Source organism: Novosphingobium sp. BL-A-28-Hi1-0D, assembly GCF_055521755.1.
Window position 1 is genome coordinate 1,494,689 of sequence record NZ_CM145502.1, and the last position, 17,318, is coordinate 1,512,006.

Annotated in this window: 15 protein-coding genes; 10 read left to right on the forward strand and 5 right to left on the reverse strand. The window is 63.6% G+C overall.

Annotation, left to right across the window (positions count from 1 at the left end):
* Window positions 1-372: 372 nt before the first annotated feature.
* Both ACZ1JW_RS07405 and ACZ1JW_RS07410 read right to left on the reverse strand, forming a co-directional pair.
* Window positions 373-705, reverse strand: a complete 333-nt coding sequence (locus ACZ1JW_RS07405; RefSeq protein ID WP_465142504.1) for a hypothetical protein — start codon at window positions 703-705, stop codon at window positions 373-375.
* Between the two features lie 143 nt (window positions 706-848).
* Complete coding sequence (locus ACZ1JW_RS07410) at window positions 849-2,423, reverse strand: helicase HerA-like domain-containing protein (RefSeq protein WP_465142505.1); 1,575 nt, start codon at window positions 2,421-2,423, stop codon at window positions 849-851.
* Between the two features lie 104 nt (window positions 2,424-2,527).
* Between ACZ1JW_RS07410 and pabB the strand changes: the two genes are divergently transcribed.
* The 4 genes from pabB to arfB are packed head-to-tail and all read left to right on the forward strand — an operon-like array spanning window position 2,528 to window position 6,597.
* Window positions 2,528-4,297 (forward strand): aminodeoxychorismate synthase component I, encoded by a 1,770-nt coding sequence (gene pabB, locus ACZ1JW_RS07415; RefSeq protein ID WP_465142506.1) that lies wholly within the window; start codon window positions 2,528-2,530, stop codon window positions 4,295-4,297.
* 5 nt (window positions 4,298-4,302) lie between these two features.
* Window positions 4,303-5,472 carry a pyridoxal phosphate-dependent aminotransferase gene (locus ACZ1JW_RS07420; RefSeq protein WP_465142507.1) on the forward strand — a complete coding sequence of 390 codons (1,170 nt, stop codon included), beginning with the start codon at window positions 4,303-4,305 and terminating at the stop codon, window positions 5,470-5,472.
* Entirely contained in the window at window positions 5,472-6,182 is a 711-nt protein-coding gene (locus ACZ1JW_RS07425) for an RluA family pseudouridine synthase (RefSeq protein WP_465126423.1), read from the forward strand. The genes ACZ1JW_RS07420 and ACZ1JW_RS07425 overlap by 1 nt, the downstream gene beginning before the upstream one ends.
* Window position 6,183: 1 nt before the next feature.
* The gene (arfB, locus tag ACZ1JW_RS07430) at window positions 6,184-6,597 is read left to right on the forward strand and encodes an alternative ribosome rescue aminoacyl-tRNA hydrolase ArfB (protein WP_465124154.1); all 414 of its coding nucleotides are present in this window, start codon (window positions 6,184-6,186) and stop codon (window positions 6,595-6,597) included.
* Here the strand turns inward: arfB and murA are convergent.
* On the reverse strand, window positions 6,594-7,877 hold the full coding sequence (gene murA / locus ACZ1JW_RS07435; protein ID WP_465124153.1) for a UDP-N-acetylglucosamine 1-carboxyvinyltransferase: 1,284 nt from the start codon (window positions 7,875-7,877) through the stop codon (window positions 6,594-6,596). The two genes, arfB and murA, sit on opposite strands and share 4 nt — an antisense overlap.
* A gap of 136 nt (window positions 7,878-8,013) precedes the next feature.
* Here murA and galU point away from each other — a divergent pair, with 136 nt between their 5' ends.
* The gene (galU, locus tag ACZ1JW_RS07440; RefSeq protein WP_465142508.1) at window positions 8,014-8,901 is read left to right on the forward strand and encodes a UTP--glucose-1-phosphate uridylyltransferase GalU; all 888 of its coding nucleotides are present in this window, start codon (window positions 8,014-8,016) and stop codon (window positions 8,899-8,901) included.
* A gap of 3 nt (window positions 8,902-8,904) precedes the next feature.
* Here the strand turns inward: galU and ACZ1JW_RS07445 are convergent, their stop codons facing one another.
* Window positions 8,905-9,555, reverse strand: a complete 651-nt coding sequence (locus tag ACZ1JW_RS07445; protein WP_465124151.1) for a TetR/AcrR family transcriptional regulator — start codon at window positions 9,553-9,555, stop codon at window positions 8,905-8,907.
* A gap of 204 nt (window positions 9,556-9,759) precedes the next feature.
* Between ACZ1JW_RS07445 and ACZ1JW_RS07450 the strand changes: the two genes are divergently transcribed.
* The 3 genes from ACZ1JW_RS07450 (at window position 9,760) to ACZ1JW_RS07460 (ending at window position 14,715) form a co-directional block, all read left to right on the forward strand.
* On the forward strand, window positions 9,760-10,869 hold the full coding sequence (locus ACZ1JW_RS07450) for a Gfo/Idh/MocA family protein (protein ID WP_465142509.1): 1,110 nt from the start codon (window positions 9,760-9,762) through the stop codon (window positions 10,867-10,869).
* Window positions 10,870-10,882: 13 nt separating this feature from the next.
* A complete protein-coding gene (locus tag ACZ1JW_RS07455; RefSeq protein ID WP_465142510.1) occupies window positions 10,883-11,938 on the forward strand; it encodes a sugar phosphate isomerase/epimerase family protein in 1,056 nt (351 codons plus the stop codon).
* A gap of 389 nt (window positions 11,939-12,327) precedes the next feature.
* Window positions 12,328-14,715, forward strand: coding sequence for a TonB-dependent receptor (locus tag ACZ1JW_RS07460; protein WP_465142511.1), 2,388 nt, complete (start codon window positions 12,328-12,330; stop codon window positions 14,713-14,715).
* Window positions 14,716-14,791: 76 nt separating this feature from the next.
* Here the strand turns inward: ACZ1JW_RS07460 and ACZ1JW_RS07465 are convergent, their stop codons facing one another.
* Window positions 14,792-15,403: a thioredoxin family protein gene (locus ACZ1JW_RS07465; protein ID WP_465142512.1), complete on the reverse strand. Its 612-nt coding sequence runs from the start codon at window positions 15,401-15,403 to the stop codon at window positions 14,792-14,794.
* A gap of 223 nt (window positions 15,404-15,626) precedes the next feature.
* Between ACZ1JW_RS07465 and ACZ1JW_RS07470 the strand changes: the two genes are divergently transcribed.
* Window positions 15,627-16,379, forward strand: coding sequence for an electron transfer flavoprotein subunit beta/FixA family protein (locus ACZ1JW_RS07470; RefSeq protein ID WP_465142049.1), 753 nt, complete (start codon window positions 15,627-15,629; stop codon window positions 16,377-16,379).
* Window position 16,380: 1 nt separating this feature from the next.
* The gene (locus ACZ1JW_RS07475) at window positions 16,381-17,313 is read left to right on the forward strand and encodes an electron transfer flavoprotein subunit alpha/FixB family protein (protein WP_465142048.1); all 933 of its coding nucleotides are present in this window, start codon (window positions 16,381-16,383) and stop codon (window positions 17,311-17,313) included.
* Window positions 17,314-17,318: the final 5 nt, after the last annotated feature.

The window sequence follows — 17,318 nt, forward strand, 5'->3', positions numbered from 1 at the left end:
ATCCAACCCCGCTCATGCTGAGCTTGTCGAAGCACCCGGCGCAACCGCCGCGCCAGCACCCTTCGACAGGCTCAGGGTGAGCGGGTGAGGTCTTTAACCGTCGCAATCTTCCGCAATTCCCCTATTCGACGCGATCCAAACTGGCCCACACCGCTTTAGATCGCTGCCAGCGGATAGAGCGGCAGAGAAGGGTGGAAAGCGAAGAACTTCCAAACAAACTAACCGTCGCCCCGTGCTCGACACGGGGCTTGGCTTCTCTTCGCAGCCCAGCGCTGAACAAGAAAAGCCAAGTCCCGGATCAAGTCCGGGACGACGGGTTTTGGGTCCTCATTGCTGGGAGCATGTTGACTGCTTTGGGGTGGATTTTTGCTGTCAGGTTCTTAGGCAGTCTTGAAGCTCCGCGCAGACATCATCGAACGCATCAAAGTAGGCTCGCTCCAACTCCGCTGCTGGCAAACTGAAAGCCGCTGTGGTCCTCGCAAGTGCTAACTCGCCCGCAAGTCGCGCGGCCTCCTCCTGAAAAGGCGGGTAGAGGTCTGACGCCGTGAGCAGATCACCGGCACTCCGCATGCTGTAGTCTGCTACCCAAACGCAATGAATTAAGCGCTCGCAGGTGGTGAGGGCATTCCGACCCTGCTCGGACTTTTTCTGGATGACGTCGTCGCCCGTATCGATGAGCCAAGTCTCGTTGTCTGATGGCATCATGCTCGCTCACCTACTCGCATTCTAGGTATTGCATGTTAGCGCTATGACCGAAATGGCGTCGTATCCGGAAAGTCTGCTTTCACCGCAAAATGGCGGATAACTGCCGACTCGGCCATCACGGAATCATCCTTCCAGTCCAAACCTTAACGCAACAACCCACCCAAAATCCCCCGCGCGAAGCGGCCAAGTGCTTCCCCGCCGATCGACGTCGCGATCGAGCCGACCATTGCCGTAACCCCTGAAGCCACCGGTGCCGCGCGGGATTTCTTGCCGGTGATGCTGGCGGCGATCACCGCGCCTGCGGATGAGGCGACCGCGCCCGCCGCCGCCTTGCCCGCGCGCTCCCACATGGTCGTGGTCCGGCGCGGCGAGGCGCGTTGTGCCTCTTCGCCCTGCTCCTCCACCTGCTGCGCCGCTGCGGCGGCATCAGCCGCTTTTTGCGCCAGCACTTCGGCGGCGGATTCGCGGTTCACCGCCGTATCGTACTTGCCGTCGAACGGGCTGACCGACTGGATCACCGCGCGCTCGTTCGGGCTGAGCGGCCCGAGGCGCGAGCGCGGCGGGGCGATCAGGGTGCGCTGGACGACCGAAGGTGCGCCGTCATCGTCCAGCGTCGAGACCAGCGCCTCGCCCACTTTCAGTTCGGTGATGACCGTCTCGACATCGAGGTCCTTGTTGATGCGGAAAGTCTCGGCCGCCGCGCGGATTGCCTTCTGGTCGCGCGGGGTGAAGGCGCGCAGGGCGTGCTGCACGCGGTTGCCGAGCTGGCCCGCGATCTTCTCGGGAATGTCGATCGGGTTCTGCGAGATGAAATAGACGCCCACGCCCTTTGAGCGGATCAGGCGCACCACTTGCTCCACCTTGTCCATCAGCGCATCGGGCGCGTCCTCGAACAGCAGGTGCGCTTCATCGAAGAAGAACACCAGGCACGGCTTTTCCGGATCGCCCACTTCAGGCAGCGCTTCGAACAGTTCGGACAGCAGCCACAGCAGGAACGTGGCATAGAGCTTGGGGCTCTGCATCAGCTTGTCGGCGGCGAGCACGTTGACCATGCCCCGGCCCTGATCGTCCACTTTCAGAAAATCGTTCACCTCGAACGCCGGTTCGCCGAAGAACCGGTCCGCGCCCTGGCTTTCAAACGCCAGCAATTGCCGCTGGATCGTGCCGACGCTGGCCTTGGATACATTGCCGTACTTGCCCGAAAGCGCGCTGGCATTCTCGGCGCAGGCCATCAGCACCGATTGCAGATCGGGCAGGTCGATCAGCAGCAGCGCGTTGTCATCGGCATAGCGGAAGGCGATGTTGAGCACGCCTTCCTGCGTTTCATTGAGGCCCATCAGCCGTGACAGCAGCAGCGGGCCCATCTCCGAAATCGTGGTACGGATCGGGTGGCCGCTCTCGCCATAAAGATCCCAGAACACCGCCGGATTGTCGGAATAGGCATAGTCCTCGATGCCCAGTTCCTTGGCGCGCGCTTCGAGCGAAGCGGCGTGCTTGAAGGTCGGGCTGCCCGGCATGGCGATGCCCGCAAGGTCGCCTTTCACGTCGGCCATGAACACGGGTACGCCGCGCGCGGAAAACTGTTCGGCAACGCCCTGCAGCGTCACCGTCTTGCCGGTCCCGGTCGCGCCCGCGATCAGCCCGTGGCGGTTGGCGCGGCCAAGGCGCAGCACCTGCCGTTCGCCGTTGGAACCAAGGCCAAGGTAGATATCGTCCATGCACAGCACCCCATCGATTTGGCCCAAGACTAGGACGGCCCACGCGGCCTTGCGAGGGGTTTTTGCATCCGGAGCGGGGAACGGCTAGAGCGCGCCGGAAAGCCATGACCCGCGCCCCCTTCATCCTGCTCGACGATGCCCGCGACCAAGGCGCCAGCGATGCGCGCCTCTATGAGGACGTGCTCGAACTCGTAGTGGCCCGCCGTGCAGACGAAGTGGAAGCGGCGCTTGCGCAGATCGCCGCGACGCCGGGCCACTGGGCAGGCTACCTCGCCTATGAAGCAGGCCTCGCCCTCGAACCCCGCCTTGCCAAGCTTGCGGCGGAACGCACTGGCGCAGCCGGACCGCTGGTGTGGTTTGCAAGGTTCGGCAAGGTCACCCGCATGGCCAGCGCCGAGGTCGAACGCTGGCTGGCGAATACCGCCACAGGCTCCGGCAGACTCGGCCCGATGGGCGCGGCGATCTCCTCGGGCGGCTATGCCAATGCCTTCAATCTCGTCCAGGAAGCGATCCGCGCGGGCGACATCTATCAGGCAAACCTCACGTTTCCGCTCGCCGGAACGTGGGACGGCGATCCGCTTGCAATCTATGCCGATGTCCGCTGCGATGCCCGCGCGGGCTACGGCGGCGTGATCTGGGACGGCGCACACTGGCACCTCTCGTTCTCGCCCGAACTGTTCTTCAAGCTCTCTGGCGGGGAGGCACGGGTGCGCCCGATGAAGGGCACGGCCCCGCGCGGCGCCACGCCGGAAGAGGACGCGCGCTTCAAGGCGGACCTCTCCGCGAGCGTGAAAGACCGCGCCGAGAACCTGATGATCGTCGACCTCATGCGCAACGACCTCTCGCGCGTCTCGCGCCCCGGTTCGGTGCGCGTCGAGTCCCCGTTTGCCATCGAGACATACCCCACAGTTCACCAGATGGTCACGACAGTTAGGGCAGAGTTGGATTCAGGCCAGGACGTCCGCAGCCTGCTCCGCGCGATCTTCCCCTGCGGCTCGATCACCGGCGCGCCCAAGATCCGCGCGATGGAGATCATCCATCAGGCAGAGCGTGATGCGCGCGGGGCTTATTGCGGCTCGATAGGACGCATCGACCCCTCTGGCGATGCCGCGTTCAATGTGGCAATCCGCACCGTACGCCTGTCGCCCGATGGCCGCGCCGTGATGGGCGTGGGCTCGGCGGTGGTTGCCGATTCCGAGATGATCGGCGAATGGCGCGAATGCGTGGTGAAGGGGAATTTCTTGCGCTTGTCTGCCGGGCACGCCGATCTGATCGAGACGATGGCCTTCGATCCCGCCAAGGGCATCGAACTGCTCGAACTGCATCTTGAACGGATGAAGGCGAGCGCGCTGGCGCTGGGCTTCAGCTTTGATCGCCACGCCGTGCGCAATGCCATCCACGCGCTGTGCTTCGATCTGGAAGCGCCCGCAAAAGTGCGTCTCGTCGCCTCGAAGGGCGGCGCCCACGCGCTGGACGCCAGCGCCATGCCCGCACCGCTGGAAAGCCTGACCTGCGCCGTCCTTCCACTGCCGGTTTCGGACGGCGATTGGCGCCTGCGCCACAAGACCACCGACCGTGGCTTCTACGAAGCAGGCCTTGCCGCCGCGAAGCAGGCGGGCGCGGGCGAGGCGTTGTTCCTACGCGATGATGGCTTGCTCACCGAAGGCACGTTCACCAACCTGTTCGTCGAGCGCGACGGCAAGCTGCTCACCCCGCGCGCCGATCTCGGCTTGCTGCCGGGCGTATTGCGCCGCTCGCTGCTCGAGGCGGGCCGCGCGGTCGAGGCGGACCTGACACTCGAAGATCTGGCGGGCGGCTTCCTCGTCGGCAATGCCCTGCGCGGCCTCATCCCCGCGCGCCTGCTCGGCTCCTGAACCCCATGACCCAGCTTTCGAAAGCCCTCGCGCGGATCGCGCCTTCGCGCACCACCGCCATCACCGACCGCGCCATCCAGCTTCGCGCCGAAGGGCGTGATGTGATTTCGCTCTCGGTGGGCGAACCCGACTTCGCCACCCCTGCGCACGTGGTGCAGGCCGCGAAGGACGCGCTCGACGCAGGCGATACCAAATACACCGCTGTCGTCGGCACGCAGCGTTTGCGCGAGGCCGCCGCGCTGCACTTCAAGCGCGATCTTGGCATCACGGTGCCGCCGTCTCAGGTGATCGTCAGCGCGGGCGGCAAGCAGGCGATCTTCCATGCCCTGCTCGCCACGCTGGACCCTGGTGACGAGGTGCTGGTGCCGAGCCCATGGTGGGTCAGCTACCCTGAAATCGTGCGCTTTGCAGGCGCCGAAGTGGTGGACCTGCCAACCACGGCTGCAGGCGGCTTCCGCATCACGTCCGCCCAGCTTGAAGCAGCCATTACCCCCGCCACCCGCTGGCTCCTGCTCAACAGCCCCGGCAATCCGACTGGCGCGACCTACCCGGCTGATGAACTGCGCGCGTTGGGTGAAGTCCTGCGCCGCCACCCGCGCGTGCTGGTGATGAGCGATGACATCTACGCTCCGCTGCGTTTTGGCGAAGGCCTCCACGCCACGCTCGCAGTCGAATGCCCGGACTTGGCCGACCGAATCCTGACCGTTTCCGGTGTGTCCAAGAGCCACGCCATGACCGGCTTCCGCATCGGCGTCTCGGCAGGCCCGGCATGGCTGATCGGCGCGATGGGACGGCTGCAGTCGCACTCCTCGGGCAACCCCGCCTCGATCTCCCAGGCCGCCGCTGTCGCCGCCTTTGAAGGCCCGCAGGAATTCCTGCTCGACTGGCGCGAACGCTTCCGCGCGCGGCGTGACATGGTCTGCTCGGCGATCAACGCGATCCCCGGCCTCTCCACCCCGATCCCCGATGGCGCATTCTACTGCATGGTCGATGCCGCCCCGCTGATGGCGCGCTTCGGGGATGACGAGGCGCTGTGCCTGCACCTGCTGGAAAGCGGCGTGGCGGTTGTTCCGGCTTCCGCATTTGGCGGCAAGGACGGCTTCCGTATCAGCTTTGCCGCTGATGAATCCAAACTCGAAGAAGCGCTCCGGCGTATAGCAAAGGCCGTAGCGTGATCGATTTTTCCATCCTGTTCGAAGACGGCGAAGCCCTGGTCATCGACAAGCCTGCGGGCCTGCCGCTCGACCGTCCACGCGCAGGCGGCCCGTGCCTTGAGGACCACCTCGATGCCCTGCGCTTCGGTTTCCAGCGCGAACCGCATCCCGTCCACCGTCTCGATCAGGACACCTCGGGCTGCCTGCTGCTCGCCCGCAATCCCAAGGCGCTCAAGCGTTTTGCCGCCGCGTTCGAGGCGCGCGAGGTGGAGAAAGTCTATCTCGGCATCGTCGCCGGTGAAGTTCAGGGCGAGAGCGGCACCATCGACCTTGCGCTTTCGAAGATCAGCTCGGCCGAAAAGGGCTGGCGGATGATCCCGGCGAAGAAGGGCAAGCCTTCGGTCACCCACTGGAAAGTCCTGTCGCGCAAGCCCGGCATGACGCTGGTGGAATTCCGCCCCGAGACCGGCCGCACCCACCAGATCCGCATTCATGCGCTGGCCGGGTTGGGTCATGCGCTGGTCGGCGATCCGGTCTATGGTGACGGCAAGGTCGCCTGGCGCACGATGCTCCACGCTTCGGAACTGAAGGTCATGCGCGAAGGCAAGGAGCCGATTGACGCCTACTCGCCGATGCCGCTCGATTTCGCTGCCTTTGCTTTCGAACTGCCAGTGGCTGAACAGACAGACGGCGATCAGCCGGCCGCCGAACGACCTGACACTGGGGCCTGAAATGTCGCCCGATGCTCTCGTCGCCCATGCGCTGACGCTGGTCGAAGAAAGCTTCATCGCATCGGCGGGGCCGGGCGGTCAGAACGTCAACAAGGTGGCCACGGCAGTCCAGCTGCGGCTCGACGTCTTCATGCTGCGCTTGCCGCCGGAGATCTTCCACCGCCTCAAGACCCTTGCGGGCAGCAAGATGACCGCCAAGGGCGAAATCGTCCTGACCGCGCGCAGCTACCGCACGCAGGAACAGAACCGCGAAGACGCAAGGAAGCGCCTGTCCGAACTGCTGCGCGAGGCCTGCAACCTGCCGCAAAAGCGCGCCAAGACCCGCCTCAACCGCGTCGGCAAGACCGAGCGGCTGGCAGGCAAGAAGATCAGAGGCGCGGTAAAGGCCGGGCGCGGCAAGGTGCGGCTGGATTAATCCCCGCCGACGCGCTCGATTTCCGCGCCGAGCAATGACAGCTTTTCCTCAAGCCGCTCGTACCCACGGTCGAGGTGGTACAGGCGGTGCACCTGCGTCTCGCCCTCGGCAGCAAGGCCGGCGATCACCAGGCTCATCGAGGCGCGAAGGTCGGTCGCCATCACTTCGGCGCCGGTCAGCTTTTCAACGCCATGGACCACGGCGGTGCGGCCCTTGGTCTCGATCCGCGCGCCCATGCGGTTGAGTTCGGGCACGTGCATGTAGCGGTTCTCGAAGATCGTCTCGGTCAGCACCGACGATCCCTTGGCAAGGCACAGCATCGCCATCAGCTGCGCCTGCATGTCGGTGGCAAAGCCGGGGTAAGGCGCGGTCGAAAGCGTCACGGGCTTGAGCGGCCCTTCAGCCGCCACGAAGATGCCACCCTTGCGCGGTTCCACGTGCACGCCTGCATCGCGCAGCGCCTGCACCGTCGCTTCCATCTCCTCGATGCGCGCACCCTGCAGCATGACCTCGCCCCCGGTGATCGCCGCGGCACAGGCATAGGAGCCCGCCTCGATACGGTCAGGCATGACCATGTAGGTCGCGCCGTGCAGGCGGTCGACGCCATGGATCGTCAGATCCGACGTGCCGATACCTTCGATCTGCGCGCCCATGGCGACGAGCAGGTTGCAAAGATCGACGATCTCCGGCTCGCGCGCAGCGTTGTGCAGGGTGGACTTGCCCTTGCACAGCACAGCGGTCATCAGCGCGTTCTCGGTTGCGCCGACGGACACGACCGGGAAGGAATAGCGCCCGCCCGGCAAGCCACCATCAGGCGCAATCGCGCGCACGTAACCGGCAGCCAGTTCGATCTGCGCGCCGAGCGCTTCAAGCGCCTTCAGGTGCAGATCGATCGGACGATTGCCGATGGCGCAGCCGCCGGGGAGCGAAACCGTGGCCTCGCCCGCACGCGCCAGCATCGGGCCGAGCACGAGGATCGAGGCGCGCATCTTGCGCACGAGATCGTAAGGCGCGACCGACGAGGTCAGGCGCGTCGCCTGCAGCGTCATCACGCGGCCGAAGTCTTCCGGCCGTGCGCCCGCGATCGAGGTCGAGACGCCGAACTGGTTCATCAGGTGCTGGAAACCGTCGATGTCAGCCAGGCGCGGCAGGTTGCGCAGTGTCACCGGCTCGTCGGTCAGCAGCGCGCATGGCAGCAGGGTGAGTGCCGAATTCTTTGCACCGGAGACCGGTACCGTTCCCGAAAGGCGCTTGCCGCCGCGGATAATGATCTTGTCCATCGCTGCCGTTTAACCGGTTTGCGGGCCTGTGCAAGCTTGGGGCATACGTTAACGTTGTGCCACGTGCTTGACATTCAACCTAAGTAATTGTGCAGTGCATCATGAGGGTGCAACAAATCACGGATACCGCAGGCAAATGAGTTTGAACGTGGCACAAAAGCCGATCCGCAAGGCCGTTTTCCCGGTTGCAGGGCTTGGCACCCGCTTTCTTCCCGCCACCAAGGCCATCCCCAAGGAAATGTTGCCGATCATCGACCGCCCGCTGATTCAGTATGCGGTCGACGAAGCGCGCGAGGCCGGTATCGAGCAACTCATCTTCGTGACCGGTCGCGGCAAGACGGCGATCGTCGAGCATTTCGACACCGCCTACGAACTCGAGCGGACGATGGAAGATCGTGGCAAGCACCTCGAAGTGCTTGACGCCACGCGTATCCTGCCCGGCAACCTCGTTACCGTGCGCCAGCAGGTGCCGATGGGCCTCGGTCACGCGATCTGGTGCGCCCGCGCCGTGGTCGGCGACGAACCCTTCGCCATTTTCCTGCCCGACGAGATGATGGTCGGCAGCCCCGGCTGCATGAAGCAGATGGTCGATGCCTACAACGAAGTCGGCGGCAACCTGATCTCGGTGCTCGAAGTGCCCGAGGAAGAGGTTTCAAGTTATGGCGTGATCGCGCCGGGCGCGCGCGTTTCTGATACGCTCACGGAAGTGACCGGTCTGGTCGAGAAGCCCAGGCGCGAGGATGCCCCGTCTAACCTGATCATCTCTGGCCGCTACATTCTCCAGCCTGAGGTGATGCGCACGCTCGAAAGCCAGGAAAAGGGTGCAGGTGGCGAGATCCAGCTGACCGATGCGATGGCGCGGATGATCGGCCAGCAGCCGTTCCACGCGGTGACCTTCGCCGGACGCCGCTTCGACTGCGGGAGCAAGACCGGCTTTGTCGAGGCGACGCTGTCTCTGGCACTCGAACGCCCGGACATGGCGGAAGAAGTCCGCGCGATCATGAAGCGGCTGCTTGAATCCTGACAGTCAGGGTGCGCGCAGGTAGGCGAGGCACATCCGGCCGAGTTCGCGCTTGAGCACTTCCCAGTCGTAGTCGTGCGCCGCTTCGCCCGAGGAGCCGAGGCTCAGCTGCCGCGCCATGGTGGCGAAGACGACCTTGTACGCCGAATTGGCCTTGGTCTCGTGATCGCTCCCGCCAAAGTCGGCGCGGTATTGCAGCATCGCCTGCATGCCGCGCTCGGTGGCGCGCAGGGCGTGGTCCTTGCCGGGCTTTGATACCAGCGGATCGAATGAGGCGCGCTCCATCGCGAGGCGCAGCAACGGCGCGTTGACACGCAGCACTTCGGCATAGCCTGCCACATAGCGCGGCATGAACTCGTCGAGCGTGGGCGATTGCGAAAGCACTTCCTGCACCATCGCCTCTTCGGTCTGGGCAAGGTCTTCCAGCGCACGCGCGATCACGGCACGGACAAGGTTCTCCTTGCTCTGGAAGCGCAGGTAGATCGAGCCGATCGAGACGTTGCCGCGCTGGTTCACGTCCTGCAGCGTGAAATCCTCGCTGCCGCGTTCCAGCATCAGTTCGCGCGCAGCGACCAGCATCCGCTCGAGCGAGGCCTTGCTGCGGCCCTGCTGGGGCTTGCGGCTGACGGTTTCCACCGCGAGTCCGGGTTCTTCCACCTGCGTTTCGCCGCCTCGAGCCATTATCTGCCGTCAATCCTTGAAACATCAATACTAGAATGCATGGGTCTTACTTTGCACGAATTGCGGTAGAACGCGATGGCTAAATGATCCACTCTCTTGACCCGGCCAGATTACAAAATAGAATGAAGTTTCTAATGATGTCCGGGCAGGTTGGCCCGATGACACGTCAGGGAGAGATGGATGCGACGCTTGAGGATGGGAATGATCGGCGGAGGCCCCGGAGCGTTCATCGGCCCCGTGCATCGTTTCGCCGCAGAGCTTGATCACGAAATCGAACTGGTCGCCGGCGTCTTCTCAAGCGACGCCGCCCGCAGCGCAGCGGCAGGCGAAAGTTACCGCATCGATCCGGCCCGCGCCTATCCCTCGCTCGACGCGATGTTCGCTGCCGAGCAGAGCCGTGCCGACGGCATCGACTTCGTCTCGATCGTCACGCCAAACCACAACCACCTGCCGTCGGCGCGCGCCGCGCTCGCCGCCGGTCTGCCGGTAATCACCGACAAGCCGCTCACGGCAACGTTGGCCGAGGCGCACGAACTGGCAGGCCTCGTTGCCGCAGCAGGCAAGCCGTTTGGCGTGACTTACACGTATTCCGGCTATCCCCTGGTGCGCGAGGCGCGTGCCCGGATCGCGGCTGGCGAGATCGGCACAGTGCGCAAGGTCGTCGTCGAGTACCCACAAGGCTGGCTCGCAGGCGAAGCGGTCGGCAAGCAGGCCGAATGGCGCGTGGACCCTGCGAAGGCAGGATTGGGCGGATGCATCAGCGATATTGGCGTCCATGCCTTCCAGCTTGCCGAATTCGTCACCGGCCTGCGCGTGACCGAACTGCTTGCCGATCTGGGCGCAGTTGTTCCCGGCCGCCTGCTCGACGATGACTGCTCGATCCTGCTGCGCTTCGAAAACGGGGCGCGCGGCGTACTTCTCGCCAGCCAGATCGAAGTGGGCGAACTCAATGGCCTGCGCATCCGCGCCTATGGCGACAAGGGCGGCGTCACCTGGAAGCAGGAAGAGCCAAACACCCTCACCATCAACCGGCTCGATGGCACCTGCACGCTGGTCCGCTCGGGCACCGGCGTGCTCGGCAGCGACGCCACCTCGCGCACGCGCACGCCGGGCGGCCATCCCGAAGGCTATCTTGAAGCCTTTGCCAATCTCTATCGCGATTTCGCCATGCTGGTGCGCGGCGATGCCGCACCGCTGCTCCCCGGCATTGCCGAGGGCGTGCGCGGCATGACCTTCATCGACACCGCCGTTTCCGCCAGCCGCGACAACGCGGGCTGGGTCAAGCTTTGAGGAGCATTGCGCAATGAAGACCATCAAGGGCCCGGGCATCTTCCTTGCCCAGTTCGCTGGCGACAATGCCCCGTTCAACAGCCTCGAGACGATCGCCGACTGGGTGGCAGGCCTCGGCTACAAGGGCATCCAGATCCCCAGCTGGGATGGACGCCTGTTCGATCTCGAAAAGGCCGCCACCAGCCAGACCTATTGCGACGAGGTCAAGGGCCTGCTCGCCGACAAGGGGCTGGAGATCACCGAACTCTCGACCCACCTGCAAGGCCAGCTCGTGGCCGTGCATCCGGCCTTCGATGCGCAGTTTGATGGCTTTGCCCCCGAATCGGTCCACGGCAATCCCGCCGCCCGGCAGGCATGGGCGGTGCAGCAGCTGAAGTACGCCGCCAAGGCCAGCAGCAACCTCGGCCTCACGGCGCACGCATCGTTCTCCGGTGCCTTCGCCTGGCCCTACTTCTACCCTTGGCCCGCGCGTCCGGCAGGCCTCGTGGAAGATGCCTTCGACGAACTCGCCCGCCGCTGGAAGCCGATTCTCGACGTCTTCGACGAGAATGGCGTCGATGTCGCCTACGAGATCCATCCCGGCGAGGACCTCCACGACGGCGTGACCTTCGAGATGTTCCTGGAGCGCGTCGGCAATCACCCGCGCGCCAACATCCTCTACGATCCCAGCCACTTCGTGCTGCAGCAGCTCGACTATCTCACTTTCATCGACATCTATCACGAGCGCATCAAGTGCTTCCATGTGAAGGATGCCGAGTTCCGCCCCAATGGTCGCTCGGGTGTTTACGGCGGCTACCAGTCGTGGGTCGATCGCCCCGGCCGGTTCCGCTCGCTCGGCGATGGGCAGGTCGATTTCCCCGGTATCTTCAGCAAGATGGCGGCAAACGACTATGCCGGTTGGGCCGTGCTCGAATGGGAATGCGCCCTCAAGCATCCTGAAGTCGGTGCGGCCGAAGGCGCCCCGTTCATCGACCGTCACATCATCAGGGTGACCGAGCACGCGTTTGACGACTTCGCGGCCGGCGGTGCTGACCGGGCGCTCAATGCAAGGCTGATGGGCATCGGCTGAAGCTTCCCTTCCGGCAAGACTAACGGGCGCTAGTGGCACTGCCATTGGCGCCCTTGTTTGTTGGCCCAAAGTTCCATCAACAAAATTGATCAAAAACCATGAAAGCAATTTGCTTTCTGTATCTGCTGGGTGGCGCTAGCATTTCCGGATCATGACGGAATGCTTCGGGGAATCCAAAGCCTCTGGCTATGGCACTGGAAATAGTTGTGATTTTACTTGATGCACGGGATGCATCAAGAACGCACGCAATCGTTGCAACCTGGACACGGGCGGTCGCCAAGTGAGCCCGGCCCGCAATCAATAGAATTTAGGTTCTAGTTTTTGAAATTCTAATCTGGTAGAGAACCTGCACGCCCAACGTGGCGCCACCTGGGGAGGAAACGAAGACCATGCCCAAGACACTTTACACCCGCACCCTGTTGGCTAGCGCCTGCGCGCTGGCCTTTGCTTTGCCCGCGCACGCGCAGGAAAGGGCTGCGGAAGAAGCCGATCCCAACGTCATCATCGTGACCGCGCAGAATCGCGCGCAGAACGTCAATGACGTTCCGATTGCCATCAACGTCGTCTCTGCGGAGCAGCTGCAGCAGGCCGGCTTCTCGAACATGAACGACATCGGCAAGATCGCACCTGCCGTCCAGCTCAACCAGGATCAGGGCACGATCAAGATCACCGTCCGCGGCGTCGGCACCAATTCGAACGATGAAGCGCAGGACACTTCGGTTGTCGTGAACATCGACGGCGAGTACATGAACCGCCCGCAAGCGCTCAGCATCGCGCTGTTCGATCTTGACCGCGTAGAAGTGCTGCGCGGCCCGCAAGGTACGCTCTACGGCCGCAACTCGACCGGCGGTGCGATCAACTTCATTACCCGCAAGCCGGGCAAGGAATTCGCGGCCAATGCTTCGGCGAGCTACGGCAATTACAACGCCGTTCGTCTCGACGGCGGCGTGACTGTGCCGCTGGGCGACATCGGTGGAATCCGCGTTGCAGGTTTCTATGACGAGCACGACGGCTATGTGAAGCACCCCGCGCGGGGTGCGTTCAACTTGCGCGGTTTCAACTTCCCGGCCTTTGCCGGTGGCCGGTCTGACGACAACAAGTCCTACGGTGGTCGCGCTTCGATCCAGCTCGAGCCCACTGACGGGCTGACCGTTTACTTCGCTGGCGAGTACGCGAAGCGTGAATTCACCCCGCAGGCCTTCGCTGCTGCGGATCTCAACGCCCCCGGCAACGGCCCGACGGGCAACAACTGCAGCAGCGCTCCCGGCTTCTCGCAGGTCGCTCCGGCATACGCCGCACTTGGCCAGGTTCTGTGCGTCCCGAACCAGACGAACTTCCTCTCCACTTTCAATCGTGGCGAATATGCCGCACCGGCCTTCGGTCTGGGCAAGCTGTCGCAGGACACTTACGCACTGCGCGGCCGTCTGGCCTATGAGGTCAGTGATGCGCTGACGATCAGCTACATTGGCGGCTATCGCAAGTTCGAGGGCACGCCAGGTCAGGTGATCACGCTGCCCGTCAACTACCGCTCGTTCGGCTGGAATCAGCAGACGAGCACGCAGAGCCACGAGCTTCGTTTCAATGGCGTTGCCGGCGGAATCACGTATCAGGTCGGCGGCTTCTACTTCAAGGAAACCGTGAACTCGGAAAGCAGCTTCGCGACGACCTTCGGTCCCAACGTCGTCACGCTTTCTTACTTCGGCCGCGATATCACGAGCGAAAGCAAGTCTGCGTTCGGTCAGGTCGAAGTGCCGCTTGGCGAAACGCTGACCGCTGTCGGTGGCCTTCGCTATACCGAAAACTCGCGTGACGCACTCTACCGTAACGCGGGCCCGTTCGGTGCTGGCCCGCCCGACCCGTTGCTGTTCGGTGCCCAGCCTGCTCGCAGGAACTTCGCAGACCTCCGCTTCAAGACCATCTTCCCGCTGTCGATCAACGAAGACAAGGTGACCTGGCTCGTAGGGCTGAATTACAAGCCCAACAGCGACACCCTGATCTTCGCGAAGGCATCAACGGGCTTCAAGGGCGGTGGCTTTGACTCGGTTGGCGATTACAAGCCTGAATCCAACACGGCCTATGAACTGGGCTGGAAGCAGAGCTTCGGTGATCGCGGCCAGCACCAGTTCAACCTCGGTGGCTTCTACTACGACTACAAGGACCTTCAGGTCTCGGTCCTTCTCGACACTGCGGTTGGCGGCCAGACCTTCAACGCCGGCAAGGCCAGAATTTGGGGTCTTGAGGCTTCGGCCGACTTCGCATTGAGCGATAACGACCGGTTCCATGCTTCGGTGAACTACCTCAACGCCGAGTACAAGGAGCTGCTTGCCCAGTTCAACGTGTTCGACACCACCGGTGCTCTCAATGGCATCGGCGATCTCGATCCCGTAACGCCCGGCGTGCAGCAGCCGAACTTTGCAGGCAATCGTCCGCCGTTCTCGCCTGAATGGGTGATCACTGCAGGTTACGATCACACGTTCGACTTCGGCGAATCGGGTACGCTGCGGGCAAGCGCCAACACCACTTTCAAGAGCTCGTACTTCACCGATTTCTACAACTATCGCGACGGCCAGCAGAAGGCATTCACTCAGACCGATCTGAGCCTTGAATATAAGCCCGAGAATGGCCGCTTCTCGATCACGGCCTTTGCCAAGAACATCGAGAATGAACGTCCTCTGACTTACGGCAGCTTCATCTCTGCCGGACCGTTCGACGACGTGTTCAACTGGCAGTTCGGCGCGCCGCGCACCTACGGCGTCCGCCTTGCAGTAGACTTCTAAGTCCACGCAGGGTCGCAAAAGAGAAAGGGGAGCGGCTTGCCGCTCCCCTTTTTTGTTGCCTGCCATCGCTGTGGGCTCAGCCCCACGAAGGGTCCTTGCCCGGCCGCCACTTGATGCTGCACCCTGCGCTCGGGTGTTGCGGCTGCGGTGCGGGCTCTCCTGCCAGAAGCGCATCCACCGCGCGGCGCATGTCCTCGCCGGTAACCGGAAGGTCGGTGCGCAAGGGCGGGAGGCCGGGCACGGGCGGGCGGTTGATCTTCGGCCGGCTCGCGTCGAACTGGCCTGCGTAATAGAGCAGGCGGCTCTGGTCGTAGAGGAAGAAGTCGGGCGTGCAGATCGCGTTATACGCCAGCGCCACGTCCTGTGACTCGTCATGCAGATAAGGGAACGGAAAGGCCTTCTCCGTGGCCAGTTTCTGCATGTGCGGATAGTCGTCTTCGGGAAAATCGTCGGGCCAGTTCGACGAGATCGCCACTACTTGCAGCCCCTTCGCCTCGTACTCGCGCGCAAAGTCGATGAAGCCGTCGAGGACGTGCAGCAAGAACGGGCAATGGTTGCAGATGAACGCCACCAGCAGCGCGGGTTTGTCGGCAAAGTCCTCGAGCCGACGGATCGTTCCTGTCACATCCGGCAGCGCGAATGCGGGCGCGGGCTTTCCATAGTCCAGTTGACGCGACAGTCTCAGCATCCTCGGCCTCCATTATTAGAATGTATATTCTTTTACAGGAAGCTGCGGCGCAAATCCATCGCTACTGTGCGGACCTCACAGGCGCACACCACAGGACCAAACTGCAAAGATCAGCTTTGCACCTTTGCAAATTTACCGTGGACAGGCCTGCCAAACCAAGCCATCGCGGCGGCTGATAGGTGCGGCATGCATCTGGCAATGACTATCGCAGGAGCAAAGCGACATGAAAGCCCTGGTCTGCGTGAAGCGGGTGATTGACTACAACGTGAAGCCGCGAGTGAAGGCGGACGGCACGGGTGTTGATCTTGCGAACGTGAAGATGAGCATGAACCCGTTCGACGAGATCGCGGTCGAGGAAGCCATTCGCCTGAAGGAAAAGGGTGTGGTGACCGAGATCGTGGCGGTGTCGGTGGGCGTTGCCAAGAGCCAAGAAACGTTGCGCACGGCGCTGGCGATGGGCGCGGACCGGGCGATCCTGGTGCAGGTTGACGATGGCACCGAGGTCGAGCCGCTGGCCGTGGCCAAGATCATCAAGGGCATTGCCGATGAAGAGCAGCCCGCGCTGATCATCACCGGCAAGCAGGCGATCGACGATGACAGCAACCAGGTCGGCCAGATGGTCGCCGCGCTGCTGGGTCGCCCGCAGGGGACCTTTGCCAACGAAGTCAGCGTCGAGGGCGACGCGGTCGTCGTCAAGCGCGAGATCGACGGCGGTCTGCAGACCGTGAAGCTGGCTCTGCCCGCCGTGGTCACCACCGACCTGCGCCTGAACGAGCCGCGCTATGCCTCGCTGCCCAACATCATGAAGGCCAAGTCCAAGCCGCTGGCGAACAAGACCCCCGCCGACTACGGCGTGGACATCGCCCCGCGCCTCAAGACGCTCAAGGTCTCCGAACCGCCGGTGCGCAGCGCGGGCATCAAGGTGCCCGATGTCGACACGCTGGTCGCCAAGCTCAAGGAAATGGGAGTAGCCTGACATGGCCAATGTTCTCGTTCTCGTCGAACACGACAACGCGTCGGTCAAGGACGCCACCCTCGCCGCCGTGACCGCCGCGAGCCAGCTGGGCGAAGTGACCGCGCTGGTTGCCGGTGCCAACTGCGACGGTGCCGCAAGCGCCGCTGCGCAGATCGCCGGCGTTGCCAAGGTGCTCAAGGCCGACGACGCCAGCCTCGACAATGCGCTCGCTGAAAACGTCGCCCCGCTCGTCGCGGGCCTGATGGCGAACTTCGACGCCTTCGTCGCGCCCGCCACGACCACCGGCAAGAACGTCGCCCCGCGCGTTGCCGCGCTGCTCGACGTGATGCAGATCTCGGACATCCTCTCGGTGGAGGGCCCCAGGACCTTCACCCGTCCGATCTACGCCGGCAACGCCATCGCCACGGTCGAATCGAGCGATGCCAAGCTGGTCATCACCGTGCGCGGCACCGCCTTTGCGAAGGCGGCCCCCACCGGCGGCTCTGCCAGCGTCGAAGCCGTCGCAGCCACCGCCGATAGCGGCCTCAGCACTTTCGTCAGCGCCGAGATCGCCAAGAGCGAGCGCCCGGAACTGACCAGCGCCAAGATCATCGTCTCGGGCGGCCGCGCGCTGAAGGACGCGGCGACCTTCGAGCAGGTCATCACCCCGCTGGCCGACAAGCTGAACGCCGGGATCGGCGCATCACGCGCCGCGGTCGACGCAGGCTACGTGCCCAACGACTACCAGGTCGGCCAGACCGGCAAGATCGTGGCTCCCGAAGTCTACATCGCCGTCGGCATCTCGGGCGCGATCCAGCACCTTGCCGGCATGAAGGACTCCAAGACCATCATCGCCATCAACAAGGACGAGGACGCCCCGATCTTCCAGGTCGCAGACATCGGCCTCGTCGGCGACCTCTTCACGCTCGTCCCGGAACTCACCGGGAAGCTGTAATCCGC

What these genes read in the sequence shown, in the direction of transcription:
- ACZ1JW_RS07405 (WP_465142504.1), bottom strand. Translation starts at nt 705, where the DNA reads ATGATGCCATCAGACAACGAGACTTGGCTCATCGATACGGGCGACGAC.
- ACZ1JW_RS07410 (WP_465142505.1), bottom strand. Translation starts at nt 2,423, where the DNA reads ATGGACGATATCTACCTTGGCCTTGGTTCCAACGGCGAACGGCAGGTG.
- pabB (WP_465142506.1), top strand. Translation starts at nt 2,528, where the DNA reads ATGACCCGCGCCCCCTTCATCCTGCTCGACGATGCCCGCGACCAAGGC.
- ACZ1JW_RS07420 (WP_465142507.1), top strand. Translation starts at nt 4,303, where the DNA reads ATGACCCAGCTTTCGAAAGCCCTCGCGCGGATCGCGCCTTCGCGCACC.
- arfB (WP_465124154.1), top strand. Translation starts at nt 6,184, where the DNA reads ATGTCGCCCGATGCTCTCGTCGCCCATGCGCTGACGCTGGTCGAAGAA.
- murA (WP_465124153.1), bottom strand. Translation starts at nt 7,877, where the DNA reads ATGGACAAGATCATTATCCGCGGCGGCAAGCGCCTTTCGGGAACGGTA.
- galU (WP_465142508.1), top strand. Translation starts at nt 8,014, where the DNA reads ATGAGTTTGAACGTGGCACAAAAGCCGATCCGCAAGGCCGTTTTCCCG.
- ACZ1JW_RS07450 (WP_465142509.1), top strand. Translation starts at nt 9,760, where the DNA reads ATGCGACGCTTGAGGATGGGAATGATCGGCGGAGGCCCCGGAGCGTTC.
- ACZ1JW_RS07455 (WP_465142510.1), top strand. Translation starts at nt 10,883, where the DNA reads ATGAAGACCATCAAGGGCCCGGGCATCTTCCTTGCCCAGTTCGCTGGC.
- ACZ1JW_RS07460 (WP_465142511.1), top strand. Translation starts at nt 12,328, where the DNA reads ATGCCCAAGACACTTTACACCCGCACCCTGTTGGCTAGCGCCTGCGCG.
- ACZ1JW_RS07465 (WP_465142512.1), bottom strand. Translation starts at nt 15,403, where the DNA reads ATGCTGAGACTGTCGCGTCAACTGGACTATGGAAAGCCCGCGCCCGCA.
- ACZ1JW_RS07470 (WP_465142049.1), top strand. Translation starts at nt 15,627, where the DNA reads ATGAAAGCCCTGGTCTGCGTGAAGCGGGTGATTGACTACAACGTGAAG.
- ACZ1JW_RS07475 (WP_465142048.1), top strand. Translation starts at nt 16,381, where the DNA reads ATGGCCAATGTTCTCGTTCTCGTCGAACACGACAACGCGTCGGTCAAG.